19 protein-coding genes are annotated in these 26,982 nt (G+C 55.5%); 6 read left to right on the forward strand and 13 right to left on the reverse strand.

Annotated features, from left to right (window positions below; translation table 11 throughout):
- Positions 1-35 precede the first annotated feature (35 nt).
- The 10 genes from J2X72_RS04620 to sppA all read right to left on the reverse strand — a co-directional run bounded on the left by J2X72_RS04620 (position 36) and on the right by sppA (position 12,071).
- Positions 36-2,849, reverse strand: coding sequence for a [protein-PII] uridylyltransferase (locus J2X72_RS04620; protein WP_209998399.1), 2,814 nt, complete (start codon positions 2,847-2,849; stop codon positions 36-38).
- A 92-nt stretch (positions 2,850-2,941) separates the two neighbouring features.
- The gene (gene mutS / locus J2X72_RS04625) at positions 2,942-5,602 is read right to left on the reverse strand and encodes a DNA mismatch repair protein MutS (protein WP_405044651.1); all 2,661 of its coding nucleotides are present in this window, start codon (positions 5,600-5,602) and stop codon (positions 2,942-2,944) included.
- A gap of 184 nt (positions 5,603-5,786) precedes the next feature.
- The gene (locus J2X72_RS04630) at positions 5,787-6,626 is read right to left on the reverse strand and encodes a GNAT family N-acetyltransferase (RefSeq protein ID WP_209999793.1); all 840 of its coding nucleotides are present in this window, start codon (positions 6,624-6,626) and stop codon (positions 5,787-5,789) included.
- Between the two features lie 159 nt (positions 6,627-6,785).
- Positions 6,786-7,289, reverse strand: a complete 504-nt coding sequence (gene lspA / locus J2X72_RS04635) for a signal peptidase II (protein ID WP_209998398.1) — start codon at positions 7,287-7,289, stop codon at positions 6,786-6,788.
- A gap of 12 nt (positions 7,290-7,301) precedes the next feature.
- Positions 7,302-8,171 carry an RNA methyltransferase gene (locus J2X72_RS04640; RefSeq protein WP_310068910.1) on the reverse strand — a complete coding sequence of 290 codons (870 nt, stop codon included), beginning with the start codon at positions 8,169-8,171 and terminating at the stop codon, positions 7,302-7,304.
- Positions 8,171-9,109, reverse strand: a complete 939-nt coding sequence (locus tag J2X72_RS04645; protein WP_405044652.1) for a class I SAM-dependent methyltransferase — start codon at positions 9,107-9,109, stop codon at positions 8,171-8,173. The genes J2X72_RS04640 and J2X72_RS04645 overlap by 1 nt, the downstream gene beginning before the upstream one ends.
- A gap of 233 nt (positions 9,110-9,342) precedes the next feature.
- Positions 9,343-10,317 (reverse strand): ornithine cyclodeaminase family protein, encoded by a 975-nt coding sequence (locus tag J2X72_RS04650; protein WP_310068912.1) that lies wholly within the window; start codon positions 10,315-10,317, stop codon positions 9,343-9,345.
- A gap of 19 nt (positions 10,318-10,336) precedes the next feature.
- Complete coding sequence (locus tag J2X72_RS04655) at positions 10,337-10,669, reverse strand: lipopolysaccharide assembly protein LapA domain-containing protein (RefSeq protein WP_209998395.1); 333 nt, start codon at positions 10,667-10,669, stop codon at positions 10,337-10,339.
- Between the two features lie 39 nt (positions 10,670-10,708).
- On the reverse strand, positions 10,709-10,993 hold the full coding sequence (locus J2X72_RS04660; RefSeq protein WP_106662485.1) for an integration host factor subunit beta: 285 nt from the start codon (positions 10,991-10,993) through the stop codon (positions 10,709-10,711).
- A gap of 91 nt (positions 10,994-11,084) precedes the next feature.
- Positions 11,085-12,071 (reverse strand): signal peptide peptidase SppA, encoded by a 987-nt coding sequence (gene sppA / locus J2X72_RS04665; protein WP_310068917.1) that lies wholly within the window; start codon positions 12,069-12,071, stop codon positions 11,085-11,087.
- Between the two features lie 344 nt (positions 12,072-12,415).
- Between sppA and lptC the strand changes: the two genes are divergently transcribed.
- The gene (gene lptC / locus J2X72_RS04670; RefSeq protein WP_310068922.1) at positions 12,416-13,048 is read left to right on the forward strand and encodes an LPS export ABC transporter periplasmic protein LptC; all 633 of its coding nucleotides are present in this window, start codon (positions 12,416-12,418) and stop codon (positions 13,046-13,048) included.
- Here lptC and J2X72_RS04675 read toward each other — a convergent pair.
- Positions 13,040-13,168: a hypothetical protein gene (locus J2X72_RS04675; RefSeq protein WP_310068924.1), complete on the reverse strand. Its 129-nt coding sequence runs from the start codon at positions 13,166-13,168 to the stop codon at positions 13,040-13,042. The two genes, lptC and J2X72_RS04675, sit on opposite strands and share 9 nt — an antisense overlap.
- Here J2X72_RS04675 and J2X72_RS04680 point away from each other — a divergent pair.
- From J2X72_RS04680 to ptsN, 5 genes are all read left to right on the forward strand, one after another.
- On the forward strand, positions 13,167-13,724 hold the full coding sequence (locus J2X72_RS04680) for an LptA/OstA family protein (RefSeq protein ID WP_310068928.1): 558 nt from the start codon (positions 13,167-13,169) through the stop codon (positions 13,722-13,724). The two genes, J2X72_RS04675 and J2X72_RS04680, sit on opposite strands and share 2 nt — an antisense overlap.
- A 76-nt stretch (positions 13,725-13,800) precedes the next feature.
- Positions 13,801-14,559, forward strand: a complete 759-nt coding sequence (gene lptB, locus J2X72_RS04685; protein WP_112525525.1) for an LPS export ABC transporter ATP-binding protein — start codon at positions 13,801-13,803, stop codon at positions 14,557-14,559.
- Positions 14,560-14,727: 168 nt separating this feature from the next.
- On the forward strand, positions 14,728-16,371 hold the full coding sequence (gene rpoN, locus J2X72_RS04690) for an RNA polymerase factor sigma-54 (protein ID WP_310068931.1): 1,644 nt from the start codon (positions 14,728-14,730) through the stop codon (positions 16,369-16,371).
- 215 nt (positions 16,372-16,586) lie between these two features.
- Positions 16,587-17,180, forward strand: coding sequence for a ribosome hibernation-promoting factor, HPF/YfiA family (hpf, locus tag J2X72_RS04695; protein ID WP_112525521.1), 594 nt, complete (start codon positions 16,587-16,589; stop codon positions 17,178-17,180).
- Positions 17,181-17,258: 78 nt separating this feature from the next.
- Positions 17,259-17,723: a PTS IIA-like nitrogen regulatory protein PtsN gene (ptsN, locus tag J2X72_RS04700; RefSeq protein WP_209998388.1), complete on the forward strand. Its 465-nt coding sequence runs from the start codon at positions 17,259-17,261 to the stop codon at positions 17,721-17,723.
- A gap of 33 nt (positions 17,724-17,756) precedes the next feature.
- Here the strand turns inward: ptsN and J2X72_RS04705 are convergent, their stop codons facing one another.
- Both J2X72_RS04705 and J2X72_RS04710 read right to left on the reverse strand, forming a co-directional pair.
- On the reverse strand, positions 17,757-18,191 hold the full coding sequence (locus tag J2X72_RS04705; RefSeq protein ID WP_310068935.1) for a transcriptional repressor: 435 nt from the start codon (positions 18,189-18,191) through the stop codon (positions 17,757-17,759).
- Between the two features lie 143 nt (positions 18,192-18,334).
- Positions 18,335-26,926, reverse strand: coding sequence for a GH36-type glycosyl hydrolase domain-containing protein (locus tag J2X72_RS04710; protein ID WP_310068938.1), 8,592 nt, complete (start codon positions 26,924-26,926; stop codon positions 18,335-18,337).
- Positions 26,927-26,982 lie beyond the last annotated feature (56 nt).

The raw sequence follows: 26,982 nt of genomic DNA on the forward strand, positions 1-26,982 counted from the left end.
GTTTCTCGGCTGTCGAGGCAATCCACGCGAAGGCTCTATTCAGCCGTCATGAGGATGTTTTGCCGTTGCGGCTGGGCGGTCGTGATGTCACCTTCACCAAACAGCGCAAGCAGCTTCTTGCGAATACGGTTCTGGCGTGTCGTATTGGTGATCTGGTGACCGACGAGATCAGTAACATAGAACACATCGATGACCTTTTCACCGAAGGTCGTTACGTGCGCAGAGGCAATATCGAGTGAGAGATCGGAGATAGTACCGGTTATCTCAGATAGAAGACCGGGACGGTCCAGGCCCTCCACTTCGATGACCGTGAATTTGTTGGACAGCGTATTGTTGATCTCGACACGCGGCGTGATGCGGAAGGCCTTGACCGCGCGTTTCGGTTTCGTGCGGCTTGCCAACATCTCAGGCAGGTACGATTTGCCGGAAAGCACATCTTCGATCAGGCGTCCGACGCGCATGGCCCGCCGCCGTTCATCATCGTCGGTCGGGAATTCGCGGCTTATGAGGATGGTATCAAGTGCGCGCCCGTCGCTGGTCGTGAATATCTGCGCATCGACGATGTTGGCGCCGGCCCCGGCGCAGGCGCCCGCTATGATTGAAAGCAAACGCGGATGGTCGGGGGACAACACGGTAATCTCTGTCACACCCTCGAAATCATGGGTTTTTACCATGGTGGCGAGTGCTTTGCCGCTGGCATCGGTCTCGCGCACGAAATTGGCGTGGCGAACCTGGTCTTCGAGGCTGACCGTCAACAGGTAGTTTTGATAATGCAATGCAAGATATGACTGGCGCTCAATCTGCGGCCAGGATGACAGCGCATTGTCGAGCTGGGTGCGGGCGTGATCGGTGCGCTCTTTGCGGGAGACTTCCGAAAATCCGCCAGTCAGCATCAATTCCGTTTCGTAAAAGAGATTACGTAGCAATTGGCCTTTCCAGCCATTCCAAACCCCGGGTCCGACTGCCTTGATATCGCAGATGGTCAAAACCAGCAGCAGCTTCATCCGGTCGAGGGTTTGGACAATTTCAGCGAAATCTTCGATGGTCTTGCGGTCGTTCAAATCGCGAGACTGTGCCACTCTACTCATCGTCAAATGCTGTTCGACGAGCCAGGCAACGGTTTCAGTGTCGGCCTGGGAAAGGCCCAGGCGCGGGCAAATCCGCCGGGCGATCCTCGCACCGGCAATGGAGTGGTCTTCCGGCCTTCCCTTGGCAATATCATGAAGAAGTAGCGCCACGTAGAGGACCTGCCGGTCTTTTTTCAAACCGGGCATGATCTGATTGGCAAGAGGATGTTCCTGGCCGAGATCACCGTGGTCGATTTCCGACATGACTGCGATACAGCGTAACAAATGTTCATCGACAGTATAGTGATGATACATGTTGAATTGCATCATCGCGACGACCTTGCCGAAATCGGGAATAAATTTGCCAAGTACGCCGGATTCATTCATTCGCCGCAGGATAAGCTCGGGGTTGCGCTCCGAGGTCAGCACTTCCAGAAAAAGCCTGTTCGCTTCAGGATTTTCCCGCAGATCAGCTTTTATCAGCGACAGAGAACGCGACACCAATTGCATGGCGTCCGGGTGGAACTCCAGGCCATGCTGGTCCGCCAGCCGAAACAGACGGATTATATTGACTGGGTCTTTCCGGAAGACGTCGTCATTGGCGATGGTGATGCGGTGATTGTCGACGACGAAATCACTCGTGCCGGGAAGTTTTCGCTTGCGGCGCGAAAACGTGAGGAAAATCCGGTTGAAACCGGGGACATGCTTGGCTTGCTCCTCTTCCAAAGCGGCGCAGATGATGCGTGTAAGATCACCGACTTCCTTAGCGATGAGGAAGTAGTGTTTCATGAACCGCTCCACGTCACGCAGACCGGGATGGGCGGTGTAGCCTAGCCGCCGTGCGATCTCGCCCTGGATATCGAACGAAAGGCGTTCCTCTGCCTTGCCCGTCAAGAAATGCATATGGCAACGCACAGCCCAAAGCAGATCTTCCGCCTTACGGAAGATCTTGTGTTCCGCACGAGAAAGAACGCCGAGGTCGACCAGTTCATCACTCGTTTTCACCCGGTAGTAATATTTTGCAATCCAGAACAGTGTGTGCAGATCGCGCTGGCCGCCCTTGCCCTCTTTGACGTTTGGCTCGACCAGATACCGCGTCTCGCCCGCCTTGCGGTGACGCGCGTCACGTTCGGCGAGCTTGGCCTCGATGAAAGCGGGCCCGGTACCCTTGACCACCTCGTCATCGAAGCGTTGCACCAGTTTGGCGAAAAGGTCTTCATTCCCGCACAGGTAACGGGCTTCCAGGATGCTGGTACGGATCGTCATATCGCCCAGCGACTGGCGGATGGACTCATCCAGATTACGCGTCGCGTGGCCGACTTTGAGACCGGCGTCCCACAGCATGTACAGAATGTATTCGACAACTTGCTCGCCCCAAGGTGTCTGTTTGTAAGGCAGTAAGAACAACAGATCGATATCGGAACCGGGTGCCAGTCCCCCGCGACCGTAACCGCCAACCGCCACGACCGTCATCCGTTCCGCTGTAGATGGATTCACAGCGGGATAGACGTGGGTAATTGCGAAGTCATAGAGCGCAGAGATGATCTGGTCCATCAGATAGGAAAGCCGCATGGAGCAGTGTGTCCCGCTGGCGTCCTTCATCAGCATGTCTTCCGCCGACTTGCGACCAGTGGCCAGCGTCTGTTTCACAAGCTGCAACACGTCGTTACGTTCGACGGTGGCGGTGCCTAGTTTGTTCGTTGACGTGACCAACTCTTCAAATTGGCGATGAAGCTTGGCCGGGTTGACGATCTGTTCCAGTTTCAGGTCTGAAGCGCTCATGAATACGTCTTTATGGATAATGGCCGCACGCTATAGCGCGAATTTGCTTCAAACGAAACGATTACATTTGGCGTGTTTGATATAGACGCCATTCAAGATGTCGTGTTCGCGACGAGGCCCTTCAGCCGGTAGAGTGCTTCCAGCGCTTCACGCGGTGTCATCTCGTCCGGATTGATGGTGGAGATGGCTGCGAGCAGGCCACTGTCCCTACCCTGGACAGGCTTGGGTGCCTGGCGCTTCACTTCAACGGAAAACAGCGGCAAGTCGTCGATCAGCTTGTCGGCCTTGCCAGAGGTTTCTCCCGCTTCGAGCTGATGCAGCACGTCGCGGGCGCGGTTGACAACAGCTTCCGGCAGACCAGCCAAACGAGCTACTTGCACACCATATGATCGGTCAGCAGCCCCCTTGGCGACCTCATGCAGGAACACGACATCGCCGTCCCATTCCTTCACGCGCATGGTCACGTTGCTGAGCCGTTCGAGTTTTTCTGAAAGTGCGGTCATCTCGTGGAAGTGCGTCGCAAAAATCGCCCGGCATTGGTTCTTTTCATGCAAGTATTCGACCGCGGCCCATGCAATCGAAAGGCCGTCGAAGGTAGCGGTACCGCGGCCGATTTCATCGAGGATGACAAGCGAACGATCGCTGGCCTGGTTGAGAATGGCGGCGGTCTCGACCATTTCCACCATGAAGGTAGAACGCCCCCGCGCAAGATCGTCTGAAGCGCCGACGCGGGAGAACAAACGATCCACAATGCCGATATGAGCAGAGCCGGCCGGAACGAACGAACCCATCTGCGCGAGAATCGCAATCAATGCGTTCTGACGCAGAAAGGTCGACTTGCCGCCCATGTTCGGGCCGGTCAGCAGCCATATTGCTCCCTTGCCGGGCCCTTCTGGAGAAAGATCGCAGTCATTGGCAACAAAGGGAGCGGCCGCTTGCCGACGGAGGGATTGCTCGACGACCGGGTGCCGTCCGGCCACAATCTCGAATGCTAGGCTGTCATCGACCAGCGGTCGGCAGTAGCCTTGCTCTTCGGCGAGCACCGCTAAAGATATAGAGACGTCAAGGGCCGCCAGCGCCGCAGCGCCTGCGCGAATAGTGTCGGCGTTGGTCACGGTCTCATTGGTCAAGGCGTCGAAGACGCCAAGCTCGATTGCAAGCGCGCGTTCGGCGGCATTTGCTATTTTTGTCTCAAGCTCCGCCAGTTCCGTCGTCGTAAACCGCATCGCGTTGGCAATGGTCTGACGGTGAATGAACTTGCTCTTGGCTTCATCCGTATCGGTCATGACCGAGGCATTGTTGGCGGTCACTTCGATGAAATACCCCAGCACATTATTGTGTTTGATCTTCAGCGATCTGACGCCCGTCGTTTCCATATAGTCGGCTTGCAGACCGGCGATGATGCGGCGCGAATGATCCCGCAGTGCTCGCATTTCATCAAGCTCGGCATGGTATCCTGGCCGGACGAACCCACCGTCGCGTTTGAGAAGCGGCAGCTCGTCTGCAAGCGCCCTGTCAAGGTGTGCGGCCAATTCCAGCGGCAATTGGCGAAGACAGTCTCTCACCCGCCCGAGTTCTGCCGGCAGTTCTTCACGCTCCAACAATTGTGCGATATCGCCGGCCGCTTCAAGGCCGCGGGCGAGTGCGCCCAGATCGCGCGGACCGCCGCGACCGACTGCGAGCCGCGACAGGGCGCGGGGCATATCGGGCACGCCTTTCAGCGCTTCACGCGCCAAATCGGCCGTCGGTTGGCGAAGGAGGAAAAACGAGATCGAATCCAATCGTTCCGCGATCGCTGCCGGATCAGTCAGAGGTGAGGTCAACCGTTCCGCCAGGAGCCGCGCCCCGCTACCTGTCACCGTTCTGTCGATCGCTCGGAGCAGACTTCCTTCCCGTTTTCCAGAAAGCGTGCGCAGAAGTTCAAGATTGGCGCGCGTTGCGGGGTCAATAAAAAGCGAAGAACCTTCCGACTCCCGCTCAGGCCGCATCAGCGGCGGGCGCTCGGCAATCTGTGTCTTTTCGACATAGGCGATAGCGCCGGAAATGGCTGAAAGCTCGGCACGCGAGAATTGACCAAATCCGTCCAGGGTGCTGACGTCGAAATAGCGCTGAATACGGCTTTCCGCCGTAGCGCTGTCAAACAAACTCGGCGGCTGCGGACTAACCGCGCGGCCGATGACGTCGAAGATCGGGCGCATTTCCAGATCATGAAATACCGGATCTGCGACAATCAATTCGCGTGGATCCACACGCAGGATGTCTGCGAGCAACCGATCAGGATCCGTTTCGCTGACCCGGAATGTGCCGGTTGATATGTCAATCCAGGCAAGCGCAAAATGACCTTTATCCGAACCCTTCACCCGCCCGAGCGTCATCAAATAATTGGCTTCGGATGGGTCGAGCAGTTTTTCCTCGGTAATCGTGCCGGGCGTCACCAATCGAACGACATCACGTTTGACGACGGACTTTGCCCCACGTTTCCGGGCCTCCGCAGGATCTTCAATCTGTTCGCATACCGCCACGCGAAAGCCGCGCGCGATCAGCTTCTGCAGATAGTCGTCGGCGGCGTGAACAGGTACGCCGCACATGGGAATATCGTCGCCGAGATGCTTTCCGCGCTTCGTAAGCGTGATGCCGAGTGCGCGCGATGCCTCGACCGCATCATCGAAAAACAATTCATAGAAATCGCCCATACGATAGAACAAGAGACTATCGGGGTTCGTCGCCTTGATTTCGATATACTGCTCCATCATCGGCGTGGGACGCGCCGATATGTCGACGTCATAAGGGGGCTGTTCGATGATGGCTGCCAGTTCGGCCAAGACGCTCTCCTGATTTCGATCAGGAGCAATCTATTCGCTAACGGGGAATTTACACACCTCTTCCGAGTTCATCCATGGCTTTTCTCCACAGATGATCGGTCCAAGTCGAACGTCTCTAGACGAAGCGCTTGGCTTCAGCGGCGTAATGGCTGACATAGCGTTCCGAAATACGGCTGACTGGCAAAATAATGAAGACATCGGTTGTACCAAAGTCGTGGTCGACCACCGCGCCATCGCCAATCATCGCGCCAAGCCTTAAATAGCCCTTGATCAACGGCGGCATGGCGAAGAGGGCAACTTTCGGATTGATCGCTTCATTCGGAACAAGATCCATCGCATGGTAAAGCGCGGGCAAGGCGCGAACGTCCCAGTCGGGTGTCGCACGGCAATTGTGCTGCAGAAAGGACAAAGGCAGCGCGTGTGCGGCGGGAACTGTTCCCTGGAAGGATGCACAACCGAACATCACGCCAATCGAGTGATGGCGGCAATAGGTCCAGATACCTTGCCAGAGCAATTCGACCGTCCGTTTTGACCGGTATTCCGGGAGGACACAGGAGCGGCCGAGCTCAAGAAAGCGCAATTCCGGCTTGGCACTAACCAGCCTTTCGATCGAAAATTCGCTGGCTGAGTAAAAACCGCCGGTTTCGAAAGCTTTTTCGGAGCGCAACAGCCGATAGGTACCTACAATCTGCTTGTGTTTTGGGCCGGCAATTGAGGTGTCATAGACAAGGAGATGATCGCAAAAGGGATCGAAACGGTCTGCATCACGCTGCTCCATCATGGCAGAGCCTTTGGCACCCAATTCGTCAAAAAAAACCTTGAAACGCAGTTGTTGTGACGAAGCTATTTCATCCTCCGATTGTGCAAGGCAAACCTCCATCGTGCCGATGCGGCCAAGCACCGACGCAAGGTGTGGCGCCGTAAACGGCGAGGGAGTTGAATCAACCTGCGACATCATCTGTTGATCTTTAGTGATTGAAGCAGGCTCAAGCAAGGCGATGGTCATATCGATTTGGCTCATCCAGGAGATTTATCGGTATTCGTTCGTTCGTTGAATACAACAATTGGATGACGGCTACATGACGCGACAATGGGCTAATTACCCAGGTTCATTTCAATTTTTGCCGGTTTGCCCGCCGCCCGTCCGCCGGTCGCGCTGCCATACAAAAAATTCCTCGATCACAACTAATGCTGCGCCAACCGAAATGTAGGCGTCAGCGAGATTGAAGACGGCAAAGGACCATGATGGCAGGTGGAAAAGAAAATAATCTATGACATACCCATGCAGGATGCGGTCGATGAGATTGCCGATCGCACCCCCAATGATAAGGGCAAAACCAAACCGTGAAATCCAGCGCGTGGACGCCGTGCTCCACCACAGATAACTGACAAAAGAAATCACGATGATCGTCAGGGCGATCAGGGCCGTATCTCCGAACCCACTCAACATCGAAAAGGCGATTCCGTCATTGTGCACGCGAAACAACGCGAAAAAAGGTAAGAGATCGATTTGCTGCTGATAGTCCATGCCAGTCTCGACGAAATACTTGACGATCTGATCACTGACCACGGCGAAGGCAATGATGGCCAGAAGACTGTAAATTGCTTTGCTTTTCATAGATCCATTTTCTCAAGCTTCGGGGGCAAGTTTCAATGCGTCGCGTCGGATTTCGAACAACATGACGCCAGTCGCAATGGCGAGATTGAGCGAATCGGCACGGCCCTCCTGCGGAATACGCGCGAGCTTGTCGCACGATGAAGCCAATTGATCCGGCAAGCCTTGTTGCTCGTTTCCCATCAACAAAACGACTGGTTTATTGGCATAAGGGATCGTTCGATAGTCGATGGCACCTTTCAGGTGCGTTCCGACAACGAGCCCGGGGAAACCTTTTCGCCAGGAAAGGAACTCGGCTTCAGTCGCACGTATGACAGGCATTGCAAAAACCGAACCCATCGTGGCCCGGATCGTTTCCAGCGAGAACGGATCAGTGGTATCCCCAATGAGTATGATGCCTTTTGCGCCCGCTGCGTCCGCGGTTCGAATAATTGTGCCGAGATTTCCGGGATCGCGCACACGGTCAAGCGCCACATAGACCTCGCTGCCTTGCGGTTTGATCGCCGGCAAGGACTGCACCTTCTGTTCGAAAACACCGACAACCATTTGCGGGTTATCGCGACGCGTTATGGCAGCAATGACTTTTTCGCTGACCTCAAGAACATCGCCACCCTTGGCGATCGTGCGCGCGGCAATCGGTTCGACCAGTGAATTGCCCTTGCCTGCCTTTGAGTAGACCAGGGTCTTGATGATCCAGCCCAGGTCAAGGGCATCGATGACGAGTTTCAGTCCTTCGGCCAGGAAAACACCTTGCTGGTCACGGTATTTTTTGATCGCCAGCGCACGCAAATCCTTGACGATCGGATTGGTCAGGCTGGTGACCTCCTTGACCCTGCCAGGGCGAACCAGTCCGTTGTCGCGCCGGTGATCATCCTGTTTGGTCATCAAGCGCTCCAGCGGCTGAAAAGAGACGTGGAAAGGGCACGATCGGATGAGCGTTCCCGCAGGATAAGTTCGCCTGACTCAACCTTTCCTCCAAGCCCGGTAAAAGCATCGCGCATCAACTCGTGGATCGCAAAAAACGAAGCGCGAATCGAATAGGCGGTCAGAACCACCGCGAGTGGATTGGGCGTGAGAATCGAGCGGCAAAGATCGACCATATCCGGCAGGTTGTCGAACAGCTGCCACACTTCACCATTGGGCCCACGTCCATAGGCGGGCGGGTCAAGAAGAATGATGTCGTAGCCACTGCCTCGCCGCTCTTCGCGTGCGACGAATTTCATCGCGTCTTCGCATATCCAGCGAATGGGTTTGCCTGAGAGCCCTGCCATCTCCTGGTTTTCCCGCGCCCAGACAATAGCTTTCTTCGACGCGTCAACATGCGTTACCTCGGCGCCCGCTCGCGCCGCCACCAGGGACGCGACTCCTGTGTAACCGAAGAGATTAAGTACCTTGACCGGGCGTTTGGCGTTGCGGATCAGCTGGTCCATGTGAGACCAATGCGTGCCTTGTTCGGGGAAAACGCCGACGTGCCGAAACGACGTGAAACGCCCGAAAAACGGGATGCCGTCAAAGGCAAGTGGCCAGGTCTCGCCGAGCGGAACTTTAGGAAAATGCCAACGTCCGACACCCTCTTCATCCGTATTGCCGGTGAATATCGCGTCGGCCTTGTCCCACTCCGTTTTGTCCCAGGCAGGGTGCCAGATTGCCTGACCTTCCGGGCGCACGATGCGGTAGGCGCCGTATTGTTCCAGCTTGATGCCATTGCCGCTGTCAAGCAGGGCATAGTCGTCGGAAGGTGAGGTTTCGAGGATGAGGCCGGTTCGTTCCTGTGGGCGTATGCCGGTACGGCGAGTCGAAACGCGCTTTGGAGCCGGTTCCAAACGTGGCGCGGATTTTTGCCGAGGATCGCTATCGGTGGAGCGGGGGACTTTGGCAAATTGCGGCCGCGGCTTCACTGCGGGCTGCCGATGCGCCGCTCCTTGCGAAGCGCTCGTTTTGGAACCGGCCCCTTTTGCCTTCCTGATTTTTCCGCCAGACGATTTCAAGCCGTGCACCCTCGTGGTTGATTGGATGTTTCCTATGGCAAGAGAAGGGAAGGCGAAAGCAAAAACGCTCAGGCGGAAGCCGAGATCGCCCTTTCATAGATCAAAATGCCCGCTGCAAGGTCTTCCAGAGCGGCGCCAACCGACTTGAACAACGTGATTTCGCTCGCGGATTGACGCCCTTTGATCGTGCCGCGCGTCAGGTCAAAAAGATCGCCGATGACATGGCTTTCATTGACGACGCCCGCCTTGATCGGTTGCACGATATCACCACCCTCTTTCAGTGCACCGTCCTTGGTATCAACAAAAACGCGCGCCCGTTTGACGCATTCGTCGTCGCTTTCGCGCATGGAAGGCGTGAATGCTCCAATCAGATCCACATGGGCGCCGGACTTCAAATGCTTGCCAAGGATCAACGGTTCAGTGGAAAGCGTGCCCGCAGTTATGATATCGGCTTCGGCTATTGCCTCATCCTTGTCGTTCACTGCCTCGGCATTGAAGCCATCCGCAGCGAGTTCTGCGGCTACTTTCTCGGCACCGGCGAAGTTGCGGTTCCAGATGGAGATCTTCGTGATAGGACGGATGGCACTGTGCGCGCGTGCAAGAAAACTGGAAAGCGCGCCGGCTCCGAGCACCACGAGATTGGAAGCATCTTCACGAGCCAGGTACCGCGCCGCGAGTGCCGATGCACCGGCAGTGCGCCATAGGGTAAGGCGCTGTCCGTCAATGAGCGCCTGTGGTTCGCCGGTCTTGCCCTCAAGCAAAAGATACACACCCATAACGGCTGGCTTCGAGATTGCACCATTGTCCGGGGAAACGGTAACGATCTTCACGCCCATATAGCCTTTTGAGGAATCCCCCAAGGCATTGAAGTCGGACCAGGCAGGCATCAGCAGCATCGTGGAAGCGGCGCCATCCGGGCGAGCGACGGTGTGGTGATGGCGAACAGGCTGGATCACTCCCTGACGGAAAGCCTGTTCGAGCGCGTCGATCATATCCGGCCACTTCAATAGCCCATCGACCTCGGCCGGGGAGATCAGTTTCATTTCATATCCTTGCGGTTGTTTAATGGAGTGAAGGAAGGTTTGGCGTAGACGGTGTCTCGGCTGACGCCTTGCGGGCTTCCTTGCGCAGTAACTCAGCTTCAAGCTTGCGCTGACGAGCAAGTTTTCGATGTTTGCCCTGATTATACCAAGTTGCCAAGCTCCCAAGGATCAAGCCGAGGATGAGGGAGGCAAACAGCCAGACAAACAGCGGCGCAGAGTAGGAGAGGGCAGGATTGCCTGGGTTAAAAGGATCGATGGTGAATGATATCGCCGCGCGATTGGCCACTGACAAGGCGATCAGAATGACGGCGAGCGGCACCAGAATGAGGACAATGACAATACGATTGATCATATTTCTCTCCTGCAACGCCGATGCTCGGGGGACGCGTCCCTAGCCGTTGCCATTCAGCCTGTCGCGCAATTCTTTGCCGGTCTTGAAGAAAGGGACCCATTTTTCCTCGACGTCGACGCTCTCGCCGGTGCGCGGGTTACGTCCGCTGCGCGCTGGGCGGTTCTTGACGGAAAATGCACCGAAGCCACGCAGCTCGACCCGATTGCCCTCGGCCAGCGCATCGGTGATCTCGTCAAAGATGGCGCCGACGATGTTTTCCACATCACGCTGAAACAAATGCGGATTGCGGTTAGCAATGATCTGCACGAGCTCTGATTTGATCACAGCAAAATCCCTTCCGGTTCAAGATCAGGAGGACAAGGTCAAAAAGCACTAACCTGAATACTATGTCACTGATCTTATGAGTTTAATATCCTTATTGCGCGCCGACAGGCTTGCCGTCAACGTGCCAAACAGAAACGAGTCCGTCAAGGAACATGCGATCACCTGTCAATTCGCGCAGCACCCCTCCACTTTCTTCCGGAATACCGAGATATCTGGTCAGCATTTTCAGGGCCGAATGCGAAAAAAACATACCGAGGGAGGACTTCTCCACGGGCTTCCATTCGATGACTGGAAGCTTGGCATCGATACCCTTTGTTTTGAGCCAGGCGATTGCCCTGTCTTCGCCGCCAAGTTCGTCAATCAGTTTATTGGCAACTGCCTGGCGACCGGTAAAGACAGATCCGTCCGCCAGCGCCAGAGCTTGTTCATGCGTAAACTTGCGCCGCTCCTGAACCAGGCCGACAAACCAGTCATAGGAATCGATGATCATGCGATGGATCATCGCCTTTGCTTCGTCGCTGGCCGGATTGAAAAAATTGGGCTCTGCCTTAAGCGGGCTGGATTTGATCGTTTCGACTTTCACGCCTATCTTGGTCAAGAGCTCCGAAATATCAGGATATTGGAAAAGCACGCCAATGGAGCCGATAATCGAGGACTGGCGCGCCACGATGTGATCGCTCGCGCTCGCAATCATGTATCCGGCCGAAGCCGCCAGCGTTCCAACTTGGGCAACGACAGGCTTCTTCAAGGCAAGCTTGCGTACGGCCTCATAGATAGCTTCACCGCCGGCTGTTGTACCCCCCGGTGAATCGACTGAAAGGATCACGCCCTTGACCGCGGCGGAATCCTCCACTTCCTTCAGACGCTTAAGCAGTTCCTCGTTTTCAAAAATCGTGCCCTCAACGCGAACCTTGGCGATATGCGGCGCTGATCTACCGGAAAACCCATCGGAGCCAGCATTTAAAAAATAAAGTGAAATCAATGCAAGGGCGATGAGCAGGAGTGTGAACGCGCGCCAAAATGTCAATTTCCTGCGAAGCCGTCGTCTATCGATAATTGCGTCAGCAGCGTTTGCCATCGTCCTATCCATTCGCTCTCAAACCAGGGTCAGTTATTCTTTGCGATATCATTTCGCCCATGTCCAGACTTGCCGCCGGCACTTGCTCGGCAGTTTGGACCTTGTATCTCGTCAAACGACGGCATACTTGTTGCACCGAGTGCAACTTGTGTGACAGGTACTTGTCCATTTCATCGAAAAATAACCATATTGGCGTTCAACTAGCCATTATATTGTAATCGGTAAACACAACCAGACCTATGTCCATCGAAAGAAACGATACCCATGCGGGGCGCGATGCCACCGCCGACAGCGACCATCATGCTGCGGTCGCCCGGCAGTTCGCTGGCTCTGACAAAGACTCCATGGTGTTTCGTGCTGCGGAACGCCACTCTCGGCGCGTCCGGTTTTTGAAGTTTGCCTTGCCTGCTGTTGCGTTGATCGGTGCTGCTGTTTTCTCCTGGTTCACTTTCTTTTCCACATCGAGCGTGCCGAGCAATATTTCGCTTGATAATGCCGGGATGGAAAACGGTAAACTTGTCATGACCAACCCGAAACTTGACGGATTTACGAAGGACAAGCTTCCGTACAAAATGAGCGCCGTAAAGGCATTGCAGGACGTGGGCAACAGCAATGTCATCTCTCTGGAGGGGATTAGTGCGGAGCTTCCGATTGGCAAGGAACTGCGTGCGCAGGTCACTGCGAAATCGGGTGTATACGACAATGCGAACCGGCAGTTGAAGCTCGACAGCGCCATAAGCTTGACAACATCCGATGGCATTACTGCCCTGCTGCAATCAGCCAATATAGATATAGCTGGCAACACGATGTCGACTGACGATCCGGTCAGCGTAAAAAATAGCAAGTCGAGTATAACCGCGGACAGTATGCAAATTACCGAAAGCGGCAAGGTAATGACTTTTGAAAAGCGGGTAAGGCTTGTCATTCAGCCTACAAAGCTGCAAGAAGGTGACAAGGAAATCAAATCGTCAGAGTAACGTCTGGGGATTACTGCTGATTTCAAGGGAAATCCCGGATTTAGGAGAGAAGACGATGTCGTGCGGGGCAAAACTGATCAGCATTTCGACCGTTGCGTTGGGCCTGTTGGCATCGTCCATGATGATGGCTCCCGTCCTCGCCCAGGATGCTGCCACAGCAACAACCGGAATAAAATTGTCAGGCGACCAGCCGATCCAGATCGATGCTGACAAGCTTGTTGTACATGACAATGAGGGCACTGCTACCTTCACAGGCAATGTGACCGTCGTACAAGGTGCCACGCTTCTTAAAGCGGGTTCCATGATTGTTTATTACGTCAAAGGCGCCAAGAAAGACGCGACCGGCAAAGACACGACCGGTGCTGACGCGCCAAAAACCACGGGAGTGACCGGTGCCGGAGCCCAGGACATCGATCACCTGGAGGTCAACGACAAAGTCTACGTCAAATCCGAAGATCAGGTCGCCACTGGTGACCACGGCACTTTCGATATGAAAACGGAAGTGCTGGTTTTGACTGGTAACAAGGTTGTTCTTTCCCAAGGCGACAATGTTGCCGTCGGCTGCAAGCTGACAGCGCAGCTTAAAACGGGCGAGGCCCAGCTTGAAAGCTGCAAGAGTGGTCAGACAGGCCGGGTCTCTATCGTTGTTGCTCCCAAGAACGCGCCGAAGAACTGAGCCTATAGTGTCCTTGTTTTCGCGTCGCTCTTCAAGCAAGCTTTCCGCTCGGCCTGACTCTACCATCTCCCAGGAAATGCGTCCTGCCGACCCTGCGGCAGTCGACCGTATGAAAGGCACGCTTGTCGCACGTGGCATCACCAAGAGCTACAATGGCCGCCAGGTCGTCAACGGTGTTTCCTTTGGGGTGCGGGCCGGCGAAGCTGTTGGTATCCTGGGCCCCAATGGCGCTGGCAAGACGACATGTTTCTACATGGTGACTGGTCTGGTCCCGGTCGACAAGGGCACGATAGAAATCGATGGTTTCGACGTAACGACGATGCCGATGTATCGCCGTTCTCGGCTGGGCATCGGTTACCTGCCGCAGGAAGCCTCGATTTTCCGCGGTCTTTCGGTGGAAAACAATATCAAGGCCGTCCTTGAGGTTGTCGAGAAAGATCGGAGTGCTCGCGCTCAGGAGCTCGACTCGTTGCTTGAGGAATTTCACATCGCTCACCTGCGCAAGGCTCCCGCGCTTTCCCTGTCCGGTGGCGAACGCCGACGGCTGGAAATCGCCCGCGCCTTGGCGTCTCGCCCTAATTTCATGCTTCTGGACGAACCCTTTGCAGGTGTGGATCCGATTGCCGTTGCGGATATACAGCAACTGGTGCGTCATCTGACGGGTCGGGGCATTGGTGTGCTGATCACCGACCATAATGTCCGTGAGACCCTGAAGCTGATCGACAGGGCCTATATCATCCATGCGGGACAAGTGCTTACCCACGGTCGACCGGATGAAATTATTGCCAATCAGGACGTTCGACGGCTTTACCTTGGGGATCAGTTCAAGCTCTGATTTTCCCGTTTTCGCGACTTCAATCGCAAGAATTACCAATTTCTCTACGTCTTTAGATTGAAAATTGCCGCACCAACACGTTTTTCACTTGCTTATGATTGACAAGCAAGGATTGGGCCAGTTCTGTACAGATGCAAAGAAAATCGTACGGGAGTACCCGCGCCCACCATGGCACTGTCGGCAAAGCTCGATCTCAGGCAATCCCAGGCACTGGTAATGACGCCGCTGCTGATGCAGTCGATTCGACTGCTGCAGCTGACGCATGTCGAGCTCGAACAATTCATAGAGCAGGAGATCGAAAAGAACCCCCTGCTGGAGCGCGATGATACAACGGGCGAGCACTTTTCGCTTGATGATCGGGGCTTCAGCACCGATCGGATTTCCAGTGATGAACGCGAATTTGGCAGAGGAGCGGTGAGCACCGGTGCCGAAGCTGATAACCCTTTGGACGGGCAAGCCGATCATTGGCTGATGAGCGGTGAATCGACGAGTTCTGGTTCCATGTCGGATACATTTGATAGTTCTCTCGAGAACATCTTTCCCGACGATCCTGGGACACATGATTTTATTGCCGGCGATCTTGCTTCACAGTGGAAGTCGTCTTCCGGTGATGGCTATGTTTCAACCGGCGGCGAGGGATATAACCTTGAACAGGTAACAGCAACCCCGCGGACCCTTCGGGACCATGTCGCCGAGCAGATTATTTTCGCCTTTGCATCGGCCGGCGACCGTCTTATCGCCGCTGAGCTTGCCGATCATCTCGATGAGACAGGTTACTTGCGCGCTGACGTAGGCGAAATCGCCGCAAGGTTTGGTGCCGATGCCAGTCACATCGAGAAACTGATTGCAGTCTTGCAAGGGTTCGAGCCCACAGGGCTGTTCGCGCGCGACCTTGCGGAGTGCCTGTCACTCCAGTTGCGGGCAAAAAACCGCCTGGGCTCGAGCATGATAACCTTGTTGCAAAATCTCGATTTATTGGCCAAACGGGATTTTCACAGTCTCAAGAGACTTTGTCATGTCGGTGACGCGGATATTCTGGCTATGTTGCAGGAAATCCAGCATCTTGATCCAAAGCCTGGGACAGCCTTTTCCTCTGGTGTAGCGGATAGCATTGTGCCCGACGTACAGGTGGACACCGCGTCTGATGGAAGTTGGCGAATCGAGCTCAATCCCGATGCTCTGCCACGAGTGCTCATCAACAACAGCTACTATGCGACAATAGCGAAAACGAAAACCTCTCCCGCCGAGAAGACGTTTCTCAGCGAATGCTTGCAAAGTGCCAATTGGCTAACGCGTAGCCTTGATCAACGGGCACAAACAATTCTCAAGGTCGCCACTGAGATTGTTCGCCAGCAGGAACAATTTCTTCGTCACGGCGTTGCCTATCTGAAACCGCTCAACTTGCGCAATGTTGCCGACGCAATCGGTATGCACGAGTCTACGGTCAGCCGGGTCACAGCAAACAAGTACATGCTGACGAAGCGGGGGGTGTTCGAATTGCGGTATTTCTTCAATGCGGCGATCGCGGCAACCGAAGGCGGGGAGCAGCATTCATCGCAGTCGGTACGTCATCAGATCAAGCAGCTGATCGACGTGGAAACCCCTGACGACATTCTATCGGACGATACAATCGTGGATTTGTTGAAGGAGCAAGGGATCGAGATTGCACGGCGTACCGTCGCAAAATACCGAGAGGGGATGAATATTGCTTCCTCTGTGCAACGGCGGCGAGAAAAAAAAGCTCAGGCATCGGCGGGGAAGGGTGATGGAAAGTCTGGATTCATCCGGCACGTGGGTGTAGAATTTTGTTGAGTGGGTAATTGAACCGGACCGAAGAAGTCTGGTCATGGAGACAAGCGCCGGTAATTTGCAACAATTGAAGTGAAAGCGCACCTTTGAATGAAGAATCAGCAATCGAAAACGCGATGAAACGCTCGCACAGGTTGTACGGGATGTCTTTGCTCGCCTCCCCACAACAGTGTAGATTGGTTCGGGCAATGAAGAAATCGCAATGAAGGTGAGGTATCATGAGTCTGCGTGTATCTGGGAAACATATGGACATTGGTGACGCTTTCCGCATTCGTATTGAGGAGCGGATAGGGGAGATGGTCTCCAAATACTTCGATGGCGGATATACCGGTCATGTCACGGTGGAAAAGCAGGGATCTCGATTTATTGCCGACTGTCTTGTCCGCCTCGACACCGGTACGGTGCTGCAGGCGGCGGGCGAAGCGCAGGATCCATTGCTTGCGTTTGACGCAGCGGGTGAACGCGTGGACAAGCGTCTCCGGCGCTACAAGAGACGCCTGAAGTCGCATCAGGCTCCAGGTTCAAATGGGGTTTTCGATGATGTTTCGTACACGGTGATGGCGCCCGTACCGGATGATGATGAGGATATTCCGGAAGATTACGCGCCAACCATAGTTGCGGAGACGTCGATGGCGCTCAGAAGCATGAGTGTGGCTTCCGCGGTGGTGGAACTCGATTTGAAGGATAGTCCCGTCGTTGTTTTCCGAAACGCTGGCAGTACGCAGGTAAATATTGTATATCGCCGCGCCGATGGAAATATTGGCTGGATCGATCCATCGACAGTGGCGGGTGAAAACGTTGCTCCGACGTGAAGAAGCGGATTCATAGCGAATTTTGAACTTCCGCCCGCGTACGGTCGGTATGCGGGTGGTTTGGAAGGAAGAGAGATAATGGATCTGGGTGATCTCATTCAGCCCGACGCTGTCCTGCCCGCATTAAAAGTCAATTCCAAGAAGCAACTCTTGCAGATCATGTCGGAAAAGGCGGCCGCCCTGACCGGTCTGAGCGAACGAGAAGTATTTGACACGATCATACAGCGTGAACGCTTGGGTTCAACAGGCGTTGGCGACGGCATTGCCATTCCCCATGGAAAGATCAATAGTGTGAAGCGGATTGCCGGTGTTTTCGCTCAGCTCGAAACGCCCGTCGCTTTCGAAGCGCTGGACGACCAGCCGGTCGATATCGTGTTCCTGCTCTTGGCGCCAGAAAATGCCGGGGCCGATCATCTTAAAGCATTATCCCGCATTGCGCGCATGCTGCGTGATCCTGAGCGCATTGCAAAACTGCGCACCGCCCACGATGCGGGCCTGATCTACGAACTGCTGACATCGCCGCCAGCGTCTACCGCCGCCTGAATACTGTCTCATAAGCCGCCGTTTTTGAGCGGCTTATGAGGAGCGGCGGGTCTTGCGTCCGTAGAGTTCCAGTCGGTGATGGACGATATCATAGCCGAGCGACTTGGCGATCTCTTCCTGCAGTTTTTCAATCTTGTCTGACTTGAATTCAACTACCGCACCAGTATCGATATCGATCAGATGATCATGGTGTTCGCCGTGGGCCTGTTCGAAACGCGATGGTCCACCATTGAAGGCATGGCGATGGATGGCACCCATCTCTTCGAGCAGATTCATGGTCCTGTAAACGGTGGATAGAGAAATGCTGTCGTCGATCTCTATGGCACGATGGAAAATCTTCATCGCATCAGGGTGATCTTCGGTGGATGTCAGAATGTCGATAATAATCCGCCGAGGCCTGGTGATACGAACACCAGCCTTGCGCAGTTCTTTTTCATAGTCCGGCTTCTGATTCAATGCATGCTTCATAACGTCGACTATGCGCCAGATCGATGCCAGTTGCAAAGATTCTCAACTGGTAATCCGACTGCAAGGGAGCGCTTTAGCCTGAAACAAGACCGCCGCCCATGAATGTCATAGGCGGCAGGAGTGTAACAACGCCGAAGCTAGCGTTAGGGCGCGAGCACTTCGATAGTGACTTTGTGCTCACCCGTGGGCTCCAATGGAATGCCATTTTCCGCTTTTGTAAGCTTTTTACCGTTGACGGTGATCTTACCGGCACCCTTTGACGTCGCCTTGACTTCTATCGAATAGCGGGCCTCGCCGTTGCGCAGAACGAAATTGAAGCCGCTCCATTCCGAGGGAAGCGCAGGATCGACGAACAGCCTGTCATTTCGGCGACTGATACCGAGGATACCTTCTGTTGCCACCCGGTAGAGCCAGCCGGCGGACCCGGTGTACCAGGTCCAGCCGCCGCGTCCGCGCATAGGATCTACCGAATAAACGTCTGCGGCCACTACGTAAGGTTCCACACGATAAAACTCGGCCTTGTCCATCGTCAGCGAATGGTTGATGGGGTTTAGCTTCTTGAACCAGCGGTACGCTTCATCCGCATCGCCGAGCTTGGCCATCGCAAGAACTGCCCAAGTTGCGGCATGCGTATATTGCCCGCCATTTTCGCGTACACCGACCGGATAACTCTTGATATAGCCTGGATCATGTCGCGTTTTGTTGAAGGGGGGCGTGAACAGCTTGATGATATCGACTTCGTCGTCGATAAGATGCGTTGCGACCGAGTGCATGGCCCGCTTGCTTCGCTCTGGATCACCATAGCCGGATATGACGCTCCAGGATTGAGCGATCGAATCGATCTTGCACTCATCGCTCTTTTTCGAGCCAAGGGGAGCACCATCGTCAAAGTAGCCGCGACGATACCATTCGCCATCCCAACCGTCCTTCTCGAGAGCGGTTTTCAGACTTTCAATATGGGCCTCCCATCGCTGGATGCGTTCCTTGTCCTTGAAATGTCTTGCTATCGGCAAGACATCGCGCAAAGTGCTGATCAGGAACCACCCAAGCCATATGCTTTCGCCCTTGCCGTCCTCGCCGACGCGGTTCATGCCGTCGTTCCAATCGCCTGTCAGCATCAGCGGCAGGCCGTGGGAGCCTGTGCGGGCGACGGCGAGGTCAAGCGCGCGGGCTGCATGCTCATAGACGCTGACTTTCTCGTCAGAGATCGTCGGTTGGTAAAAGGCGTCATGCTCGCCGTTCTCGAGTGCTCTGCCTTCGATGAATGCGACTTGCTCATCCAGTATACTCATGTCGCCGGTCACCGAGGTGTAGTGGGCAATGGCATAGCCGAGCCAGACCACATCGTCAGAGATCTTCGTGCGAACGCCTGCGCCAGTGGTTGGCAACCACCAGTGTTGAACGTCGCCTTCCTTGAATTGACGGGCCGATACATTGAGAATTTGATGACGTGCGAGCGATGGATCCAGGACCAGCATGGATAGGGTATCCTGCAACTGGTCGCGGAAGCCAAAGGCGCCGCTCGCCTGGTAGAATGCCGAACGTGCCCAGATACGACAGGCGAGGCTCTGATAAGGCAGCCAGCGGTTCACCATGACATTGAAAGCGTCGTCCGGGGTGTCGACTTGCAATCCATCGAGGAAGTCTGTCCAGATCGCTCTCGAGGATGCGAGAGTGTCTTTGAACGGCCGCTTGCCATGGCTTGCAAGAATCTCGCGGGCCTCCTCGCGGCTGCCGGCATCGCCCATGTAGAAGACCAGCTCCTGCGTTTCACCCGCGGCGACTTTGATATCGACGGCCAGTGCAGCACAGGGATCGCCGCCGGCTTCGACCAGGTTTGACAGCATCCTTGCCTGAAGCACCGCATCTGGACGATCCACAGAACCGAGGGCTCCGAAGAACTCAGCACGGTCGGCTGTATAGGACTGCGGCTTTACACTGGCAGCATAGAACGCCACACGCTCCCGCCGGTCCGTGCCGTATGGATTACGGGCAAACAAAACGCCCGTTTCAGGATCGCACGACGGCACGATGAACGGCGCGGTTTTTGCCCGGGCATTGCCTAGCACCCATTCAACAAAGCCGTAAACACGAAGTTGCTTGGCAGTACCGCCATTATTCGTGATCTTGAGGCTCGACAGGCGAACGGGCCGGTCAGGATCGATCGTATGTGTGAGTTCAAGTCCTACATTGCCGTGACGCGAACCGAAGATCGAATAGCCCTGTCCATGGCGGGTCTCGTACTGGACGGAGGGATCGCGGAGCACCGACGCCGTCGGTGAGAACGCGGTGTTCTTATCCGTATCCACCACGTAAATCGCCTCACCGGACCGGTTGATGACCGGATCGTTCGACCACTGTGTCAGCTGATAGTCACGGCTATTGCCGGACCAGGTAAAACCTGCGCCTTCGGCTGATACGTGAAAGCCAAAATTCGGGTTGGAAATCACATTGATCCAGGGCTGTGGGGTGCTGCCCAATCCACCAAGACGAACGACATACTCGCCGTTCTTCATGTCGAAGCCGCCAAACCCGTTCCAGAATGACAGATCGTCTGCAGAAATCTTGGGGCGCCGTTTGTTCATGAGCTGCGTTGGCGCAGGCGCGATTCCCCGCAAATCGCTGTTTTCAATGTCACCGGCTATGATGGATTTGCCCCTGGTTTCCGTGATCGGGACCAGATCAGCACTTAGACCTTCCATGCGTTTCAGCTGCTCGGAAAGCGAACCATTTTGCGCGTGCAGGACAATGCGGGCCGCAGCCAGAAGTGTGTTGTAACTGGCGTCACTCATTTGATCCTTACGCACCGCAAAGATGTGGACACGCGGTCCAAGCTGAGCGCCCCGGGCCCGGCTATTTTCGCAGATCGCCTCCAAGCCGCGCTGGAAATCCTGTGCGTAGGAGAAGGAACGTTCATTGATGACGACAACATCGACAACAAGACCCTTGGCGCGCCAATACTCGTGCGCTTTCAACAGATTCCTCAGGGTTTCCATATCGGCTTCATCATCGATGCGCAGCGCAAGGATCGGGAAGTCACCGGAGATCGACATGGGCCAGAGCTCGGATTGACTGCCGAGACCGTTTGCGATGTTTTCCGACGGCATGCGCAGTGCCTTGTCGGGATAGATCAGGCTGGTTGCGACACGCTGGAATTCAGCGGCCTCGTCAGGATTGATGCCGATGTGGTGGAGGCGAACCTGCGAGCTCGTCCATGACAGCGAGAATTCACGAGTAAAGCAATCCGGATGGCGGAAGCGGGAGACGACCTCTTCAAGCTCTTGACGATTTGGGCGGACGAGAGTCCAGAATACCAGTGTTACTTTCTTGTGCGCGGGAACGCGGACACGGCAACGCAGCGAAGCGATGGGATCGAGTACGAAACCATGACTGCCACTGAGGGTTGCACCGTCGTCGAAGGCCGCCGGATTGCGCAGAGTGCGTCCGCGCCCGATAAAGTTCCGCCGGTCTGTTTCGGCCTGAATTTCACGCATCGCACCAGAACTGTCACTTACGACATGCGCCACATGGATATCCGGATCGTCACTGCCCCGCTTGCGGCGTGTGGCATAGATCGCATCGCCACGCTTGTCGATCTCGGTTTCCACGAACATCTTGGCAAAGGCCGGGTGAGCAGTATCCGTATCGTCATTCGTCAATACCAGCTCTGCGTAAGAGGTGACTTCAATGATGCGATCTTTGGTGCCCGTGTTGGTGATAACGATGCGGCGGCCCTCGCCATCGGAATCCGAGGCAACGATGGTCTCTACGGTGGTATGGAGCGTGCCAATCTCCTTGACGAATTCCGCCTTGTAGTCGGCAAAGATGGTGGTGCTCTTCTCGCCCGCAACCCGCACTGGATCGCCTGTTGCTGACCACCATTCGCCATTTTCGAGATCCCGCAGGAACAGGAACGTACCATAGCCACTTTCGAGTGGATCGGGTTGGAAACGCGTAATGGCAAGGCCATTCCACCGGCTGTACCCGCCGCCATTGGCAGTCACCATGACCGAATAATGTCCATTCGACATTATTTGCGTTGCGTTTGGCGCGCTCAACGGATTCTGGATGAAGCGGATAGAGGCGGTTTCTTCCGAGCTCTCCACCGCCTTGCGCATCGGGTTCTCTGCTTTGGCTTGCAGAACCGGTATTTCGCGTGGAGCTTTCTCCTGCAAAAGCAGCTCGGCAGCTTCGATGACAGGATCCGCGTGGAAACGCTCACGCATTCGACCTTCGAACACAACATTGTTGACGGCAACGATCGACATACCGTGATGGTGGGCCATGTAATTGCGGACCACGGCATATTCTTCATCTTCGCGGACGCGTGACTTGGTAAAGTCCACGGCGTCGTAAAAACCATACTGTCCCAGTGCGCCCATGGCGCGCAGACGTTGCAGATTCTTGACAGCGGCTGCCGGTTGATACTGGCTGGCCATAATGCTGGCATACGGCGCCACGACGTAATTTTTCGAAAGGCCACGCTTGAGGCCGAGTGTCGGAACGCCGAAATTGGTATATTGGTAGTTCATCTCCGGGTCGCGGGCGTTATAGGCCGCTTCGGAAATGCCCCAAGGCAGCCCCTTGGACTCGCCATATTCGATCTGCCGTTGCACGATCAACTTGTTGGTTTGATCCAACATGCTTCCCAGCGGTTCGATCATGACCAGCGGCGGCATGAGGTATTCGAACATCGACCCGGACCAGGAGACCAGCGCACCACGCCAGCCAACGGGGACCAGCAGTCGCCCGAGCTTGAACCAGTGATCCACCGGGATATCGCCTTTGGCAATGGCAAAGAGGCTCGCCAGACGCGCCTCGGAGGCGAGAAGGTCATAACAGCTGGCATCGAGCTCGTTGGTTTCCACACGGAAGCCAATGGATAGCAGGCGCCGTTCCTTCCGCTCCAGGAAGGTGAAATCGGTATCGAAAGCGAGTTGCCGCGCCCGCGTGGCGAGGGTACCCAAGCGTTCGCGCAAAATGTCGGTGCTCTCGTGACTGCCGATTGCATCGTCCGTATGTCCTTGACACGTCTTGACGAGCAGGAGCGCCCACTCATTGGCGGTGGCGCTAATCGGGCTTTCGAGTTCGCCATGCAATTCTTCGGTCAGGCGCTGGATATCGCCTGCGAAGAGAGCAAGGTTGATCGTGCGCAGGGATGCGGTTTCGGGTTCCTCCTTGATCGTCGTGATTGCCCGGCGGAAATTGGAAACGCGCTCTTCAAGGCGACGGCGCAGAGGCCTCAAAACACGGCGATCATCCGGAATGTCACTGATGGCTTCCTCAAGAATATCGCTGACGTCGAGAACGCCGTCGAGATCGCTCTGCAGATAAACCGAGGGTGCCTCGGCCCATTTCTCCAGCGCGGAAGACAAAGCGACGAGATGGCCCGCCAAGTTGCCGCTATCCACTGCCGAAACGTAAAGTGGAAGCAGTGGGCGAAGAGTTGTCGTTTCGTACCAGTTGTAGAGGTGGCCACGGTATTTCTCCATCTTCTCGAGGGTTTCGAGGGTCTGGTCGATACGCGTCAGTGTCTCGTTGAAACTGATCCAGCCGAAATCCCGGGCTGCGACGGTCGAAAGCAAATACATTCCGATATTCGTCGGCGACGTGCGCGTCGCAATAACGGGATGCGGATCCTCCTGGAAATTGTCCGGTGGAATGAAGTTCTGCTCTTTGGTGACAAATGTATCGTAGTAGTGCCAGGTACGGCGAGCAAAACGCCGCAGCTCACCTTTGTCCGATGAGCGTACGTTCAAATCATCGAGCGGTTTGGCTGAGCGGCTGACGAGCCAGGCAATTACCGGCGACAGCAGCCAGATCAGTGCGAAGGGAACAGCGAGAAACCAAGCCCGGCTTTGAGTCGCCAAGGGAAGGCCAATAGCGATCAGGGCGACAATTATCGCGGGCCACATGAGTTGCAGGTAGTAGCTCAGCGTATCGGGTGAACTCGTCTTTGCTTGGGCCGCAGCGCGCCACTCAAGCAGATGTTTGCGCGAAATGAACAGACGATAAAGCGTCCGGACGATCGCATCGAGCATCAGGCAAGCCATGTTTGCGATGAAGGTGATGCGCAGGGCGATATCGGCTGCCCCCGCAAAAATGTCCGTGAGAATCGCCTGGAAGTGCCCCTTGAGCGACAGGTTCATGTCTGTCGGCACCAGGTTCGTAAATAATATCATCGTCGGCACGATGAACATGCTGAAGATCATGAAGCATTGCCACACCGTAGCTAGCCCCGGCGGCAGCAATGTCCAGCCTGCGATGGAGGCCAGGATCCAGAAGATCGGCGTAAGCGAGCGGCGAAGATTATCGACCATCTTCCAGCGCGTGACCGCGGTGACACCCGGTCGTGTGCTGAAAAGATAAGGCAGGAGCTGCCAGTCGCCGCGCGTCCAGCGATGATGGCGCGAGATATCGACATTGTAGCCGGTGGGATAGTCCTCGACCACTTCGACATCACTTACGAGCGCGCTGCGCGCATAGCCGCCTTCGAGCAGGTCATGGCTCAGAACGGCGTTCTCGCCGATCTTTCCGTCAAGTGCAGCTTCAAAGAAATCGATGTCATAAAGACCCTTGCCGGTGAACGTGCCTTCTCCCAGCACGTCCTGATAGACGTCGGAAACCGCGAAAACATAAGGGTCGATGCCACGATTGACCGAGAAGACCCGCTGGAGGAACGAAGCATCGTCGCCGGTCGTCAGCGAGGGGGTGACACGAGGCTGCAGGATAGCGTAGCCGCTAACCACACGCCCTGCCTTGGCGCTGTAGATGGGTCGATTGAGCGGATGAATAAGCTTGCCGGCCAGACGATTGACGGAGTCCGGCGTCAGGCGGGTGTCCGAGTCGAGCGTCATCACAAACTTGATGTCGGTCGGGACTTCCTCGTTCGACGGGAAATACGTCGTATCCTTGTCGCCGCGCAGCAGCATATTGAGCTCGTGCAACTTGCCACGCTTGCGCTCCCAGCCCATCCAGCGGTTTTCCTGCGCGTTGAACAGGCGCTTGCGATGCAACAGGAAGAAGCGGGGATTGTTTTGCGTGTAGTGCTCATTGAGCGCGGTGATTTTCTCCCGCGCATAGTCGAAAATGTCGAGATCATCGTCGGTCTGTTCGAATTTGCTGTCGGCCCAGTCCGTCAACAGAGCGAAATAGACCTCGCCGCGCGGATTTGTGAGATAGTGAACTTCGAGGTTGCGGATATGCTCATCTACGGAGTCACGCGACGTGATCAGCGTCGGCACGGCAACGAGGGTTTTTGCCTCCGGGGGCAGGCCATTCTTGTACTCAAAGCCGATTAGCCGCGTCGGCGGCATGAACATCGGTATGATCCAGTTGACGAAGCCGTTGGCTGTTTCCATCGTGGGGAACACTGCCAGCAAAGTGAACAGCCAGGTCATGCCGTCAGACAATCCGGCACGGCGCAGGAAATAATTGATCAGTAAGAGGATGGCGATGGAGAAGAACGAAGCCGGCGCCCACAAGCCGGCGAGACCCAAGCTCCGGTAGAAACGTACCCATCGAATAAGCACTGTCGGCTTGTAGCCACACGTCTTTTCAAGTTCCGGACGGCCGTCTCCAGCGAGATAATAGCCGACATCGCGTTTGCGCTGCTCCGTGACACCGCCTGCGCCAGCGGTCTCTTCAGCACTTTTATGTGCGAGTTCGAGAGCGGATTGCGTGATGTCGTGTTCGCTCTTGCCTGAGCGGCGAGCAATCTTTTCAATGGCAACGCGGTAGGCATTGCGAGAATGAAAGTCGAGCGCGTCGAAATTGGAGTTGTCGCGCAGAACGGCATCGACGCCGCTAACTGTCTCAAACCAGGTAATCCAGTCGACGTCATCGATCGCCTTCAGGCTGCGAATGAGATTGCCCATGCTCACGCCGCCCGTCGATTGGCGGGTATGTTCCTGAATGATGGCATCCTCGGAATCGCTGCCATTCTTTTCGAGCTCGTCTTCGAGCCACGCGACGGCAGCTCCGGAGTGAGCAGTGCCGCCACGCAAACGATAAAGCAGGTGGGTGGCAAAAGTGCTGTCCTTGGCCGCTGGCGCATACTGTGCCAAAAGCTGCGGGAGGGTATCTTTGTCAGCGTTCAGTGTGATTTCGTCGGCAACGCTATTGGCATAGGCTCGCATGCGACGGGCACGCTCGACGCGCAACGAAAGTCGCCGGGCATTCTCGATCAGAATAAAGCGAACGGCTGACGGAAGTGCCCACAATTCGCCGATATGCAAAGGTTCGACGGTCTGGAAGCCTTCAACGATGGCGCTCAGGCTATTCAGCGAAAACTGGCTGTCCGTATGCGCGACGTAAAGCCAGGCCAGGGCCATTACCCGCGGGATGTTGGGCTGGCTCGCAAGGGGCGGCAACTGCCTGAAAAATTTCTTGGGCAGGTCGCGCTCGACCTGCTGTATGTTCTGGTCGACCAGGTAATAATTGTCCAAAAGCCACTGGGCCGCTGGTGTAATCGTTTCGCCGTTGCGTGCTGCCGCATCGGAGGAACGGTAGGAATGCAGGATCAACCTGGCGTTTTCGACTGTTCGCTGCTCGAAAACCATCGGCTCGTAATCGGGCAACCGGACGTCTTCGCCCTTTGCTACCCGGGTCCCAAGATCCCTCAAATCGTCGATTGATTTATAATGAGCCCGTATGGGGTTGGGTTGGACAGCAAAAATCTGACCAACAGTCTTCTTCTGGGATGCAAACGCTTGAAAAAAGCTCAATACGGGCATTGTTTTCATTTCAGTTTGGAAGAAAGAATCTTCGGGATTGCAGCACTAAGGCGATC

The sequence above is a fragment of the Phyllobacterium sp. 1468 genome (genome assembly GCF_031455525.1).
Classification (GTDB): Bacteria; Pseudomonadota; Alphaproteobacteria; order Rhizobiales; family Rhizobiaceae; genus Phyllobacterium.

Coding starts and splice junctions, on each gene's coding strand:
- J2X72_RS04620 (WP_209998399.1), bottom strand. CDS start 2,849: ATGAGCGCTTCAGACCTGAAACTGGAACAGATCGTCAACCCGGCCAAG.
- sppA (WP_310068917.1), bottom strand. CDS start 12,071: ATGGCAAACGCTGCTGACGCAATTATCGATAGACGACGGCTTCGCAGG.
- J2X72_RS04705 (WP_310068935.1), bottom strand. CDS start 18,191: ATGAAGCATGCATTGAATCAGAAGCCGGACTATGAAAAAGAACTGCGC.
- rpoN (WP_310068931.1), top strand. CDS start 14,728: ATGGCACTGTCGGCAAAGCTCGATCTCAGGCAATCCCAGGCACTGGTA.
- J2X72_RS04650 (WP_310068912.1), bottom strand. CDS start 10,317: ATGAAACTGATCTCCCCGGCCGAGGTCGATGGGCTATTGAAGTGGCCG.
- J2X72_RS04680 (WP_310068928.1), top strand. CDS start 13,167: ATGATGATGGCTCCCGTCCTCGCCCAGGATGCTGCCACAGCAACAACC.
- ptsN (WP_209998388.1), top strand. CDS start 17,259: ATGGATCTGGGTGATCTCATTCAGCCCGACGCTGTCCTGCCCGCATTA.
- hpf (WP_112525521.1), top strand. CDS start 16,587: ATGAGTCTGCGTGTATCTGGGAAACATATGGACATTGGTGACGCTTTC.
- J2X72_RS04630 (WP_209999793.1), bottom strand. CDS start 6,626: ATGTCGCAGGTTGATTCAACTCCCTCGCCGTTTACGGCGCCACACCTT.
- J2X72_RS04675 (WP_310068924.1), bottom strand. CDS start 13,168: ATGGACGATGCCAACAGGCCCAACGCAACGGTCGAAATGCTGATCAGT.
- J2X72_RS04710 (WP_310068938.1), bottom strand. CDS start 26,926: ATGCCCGTATTGAGCTTTTTTCAAGCGTTTGCATCCCAGAAGAAGACT.
- mutS (WP_405044651.1), bottom strand. CDS start 5,602: ATGATGGAGCAGTATATCGAAATCAAGGCGACGAACCCCGATAGTCTC.
- lptC (WP_310068922.1), top strand. CDS start 12,416: ATGGTGTTTCGTGCTGCGGAACGCCACTCTCGGCGCGTCCGGTTTTTG.
- J2X72_RS04655 (WP_209998395.1), bottom strand. CDS start 10,669: ATGATCAATCGTATTGTCATTGTCCTCATTCTGGTGCCGCTCGCCGTC.
- lptB (WP_112525525.1), top strand. CDS start 13,801: ATGCGTCCTGCCGACCCTGCGGCAGTCGACCGTATGAAAGGCACGCTT.
- lspA (WP_209998398.1), bottom strand. CDS start 7,289: ATGAAAAGCAAAGCAATTTACAGTCTTCTGGCCATCATTGCCTTCGCC.
- J2X72_RS04640 (WP_310068910.1), bottom strand. CDS start 8,171: ATGACCAAACAGGATGATCACCGGCGCGACAACGGACTGGTTCGCCCT.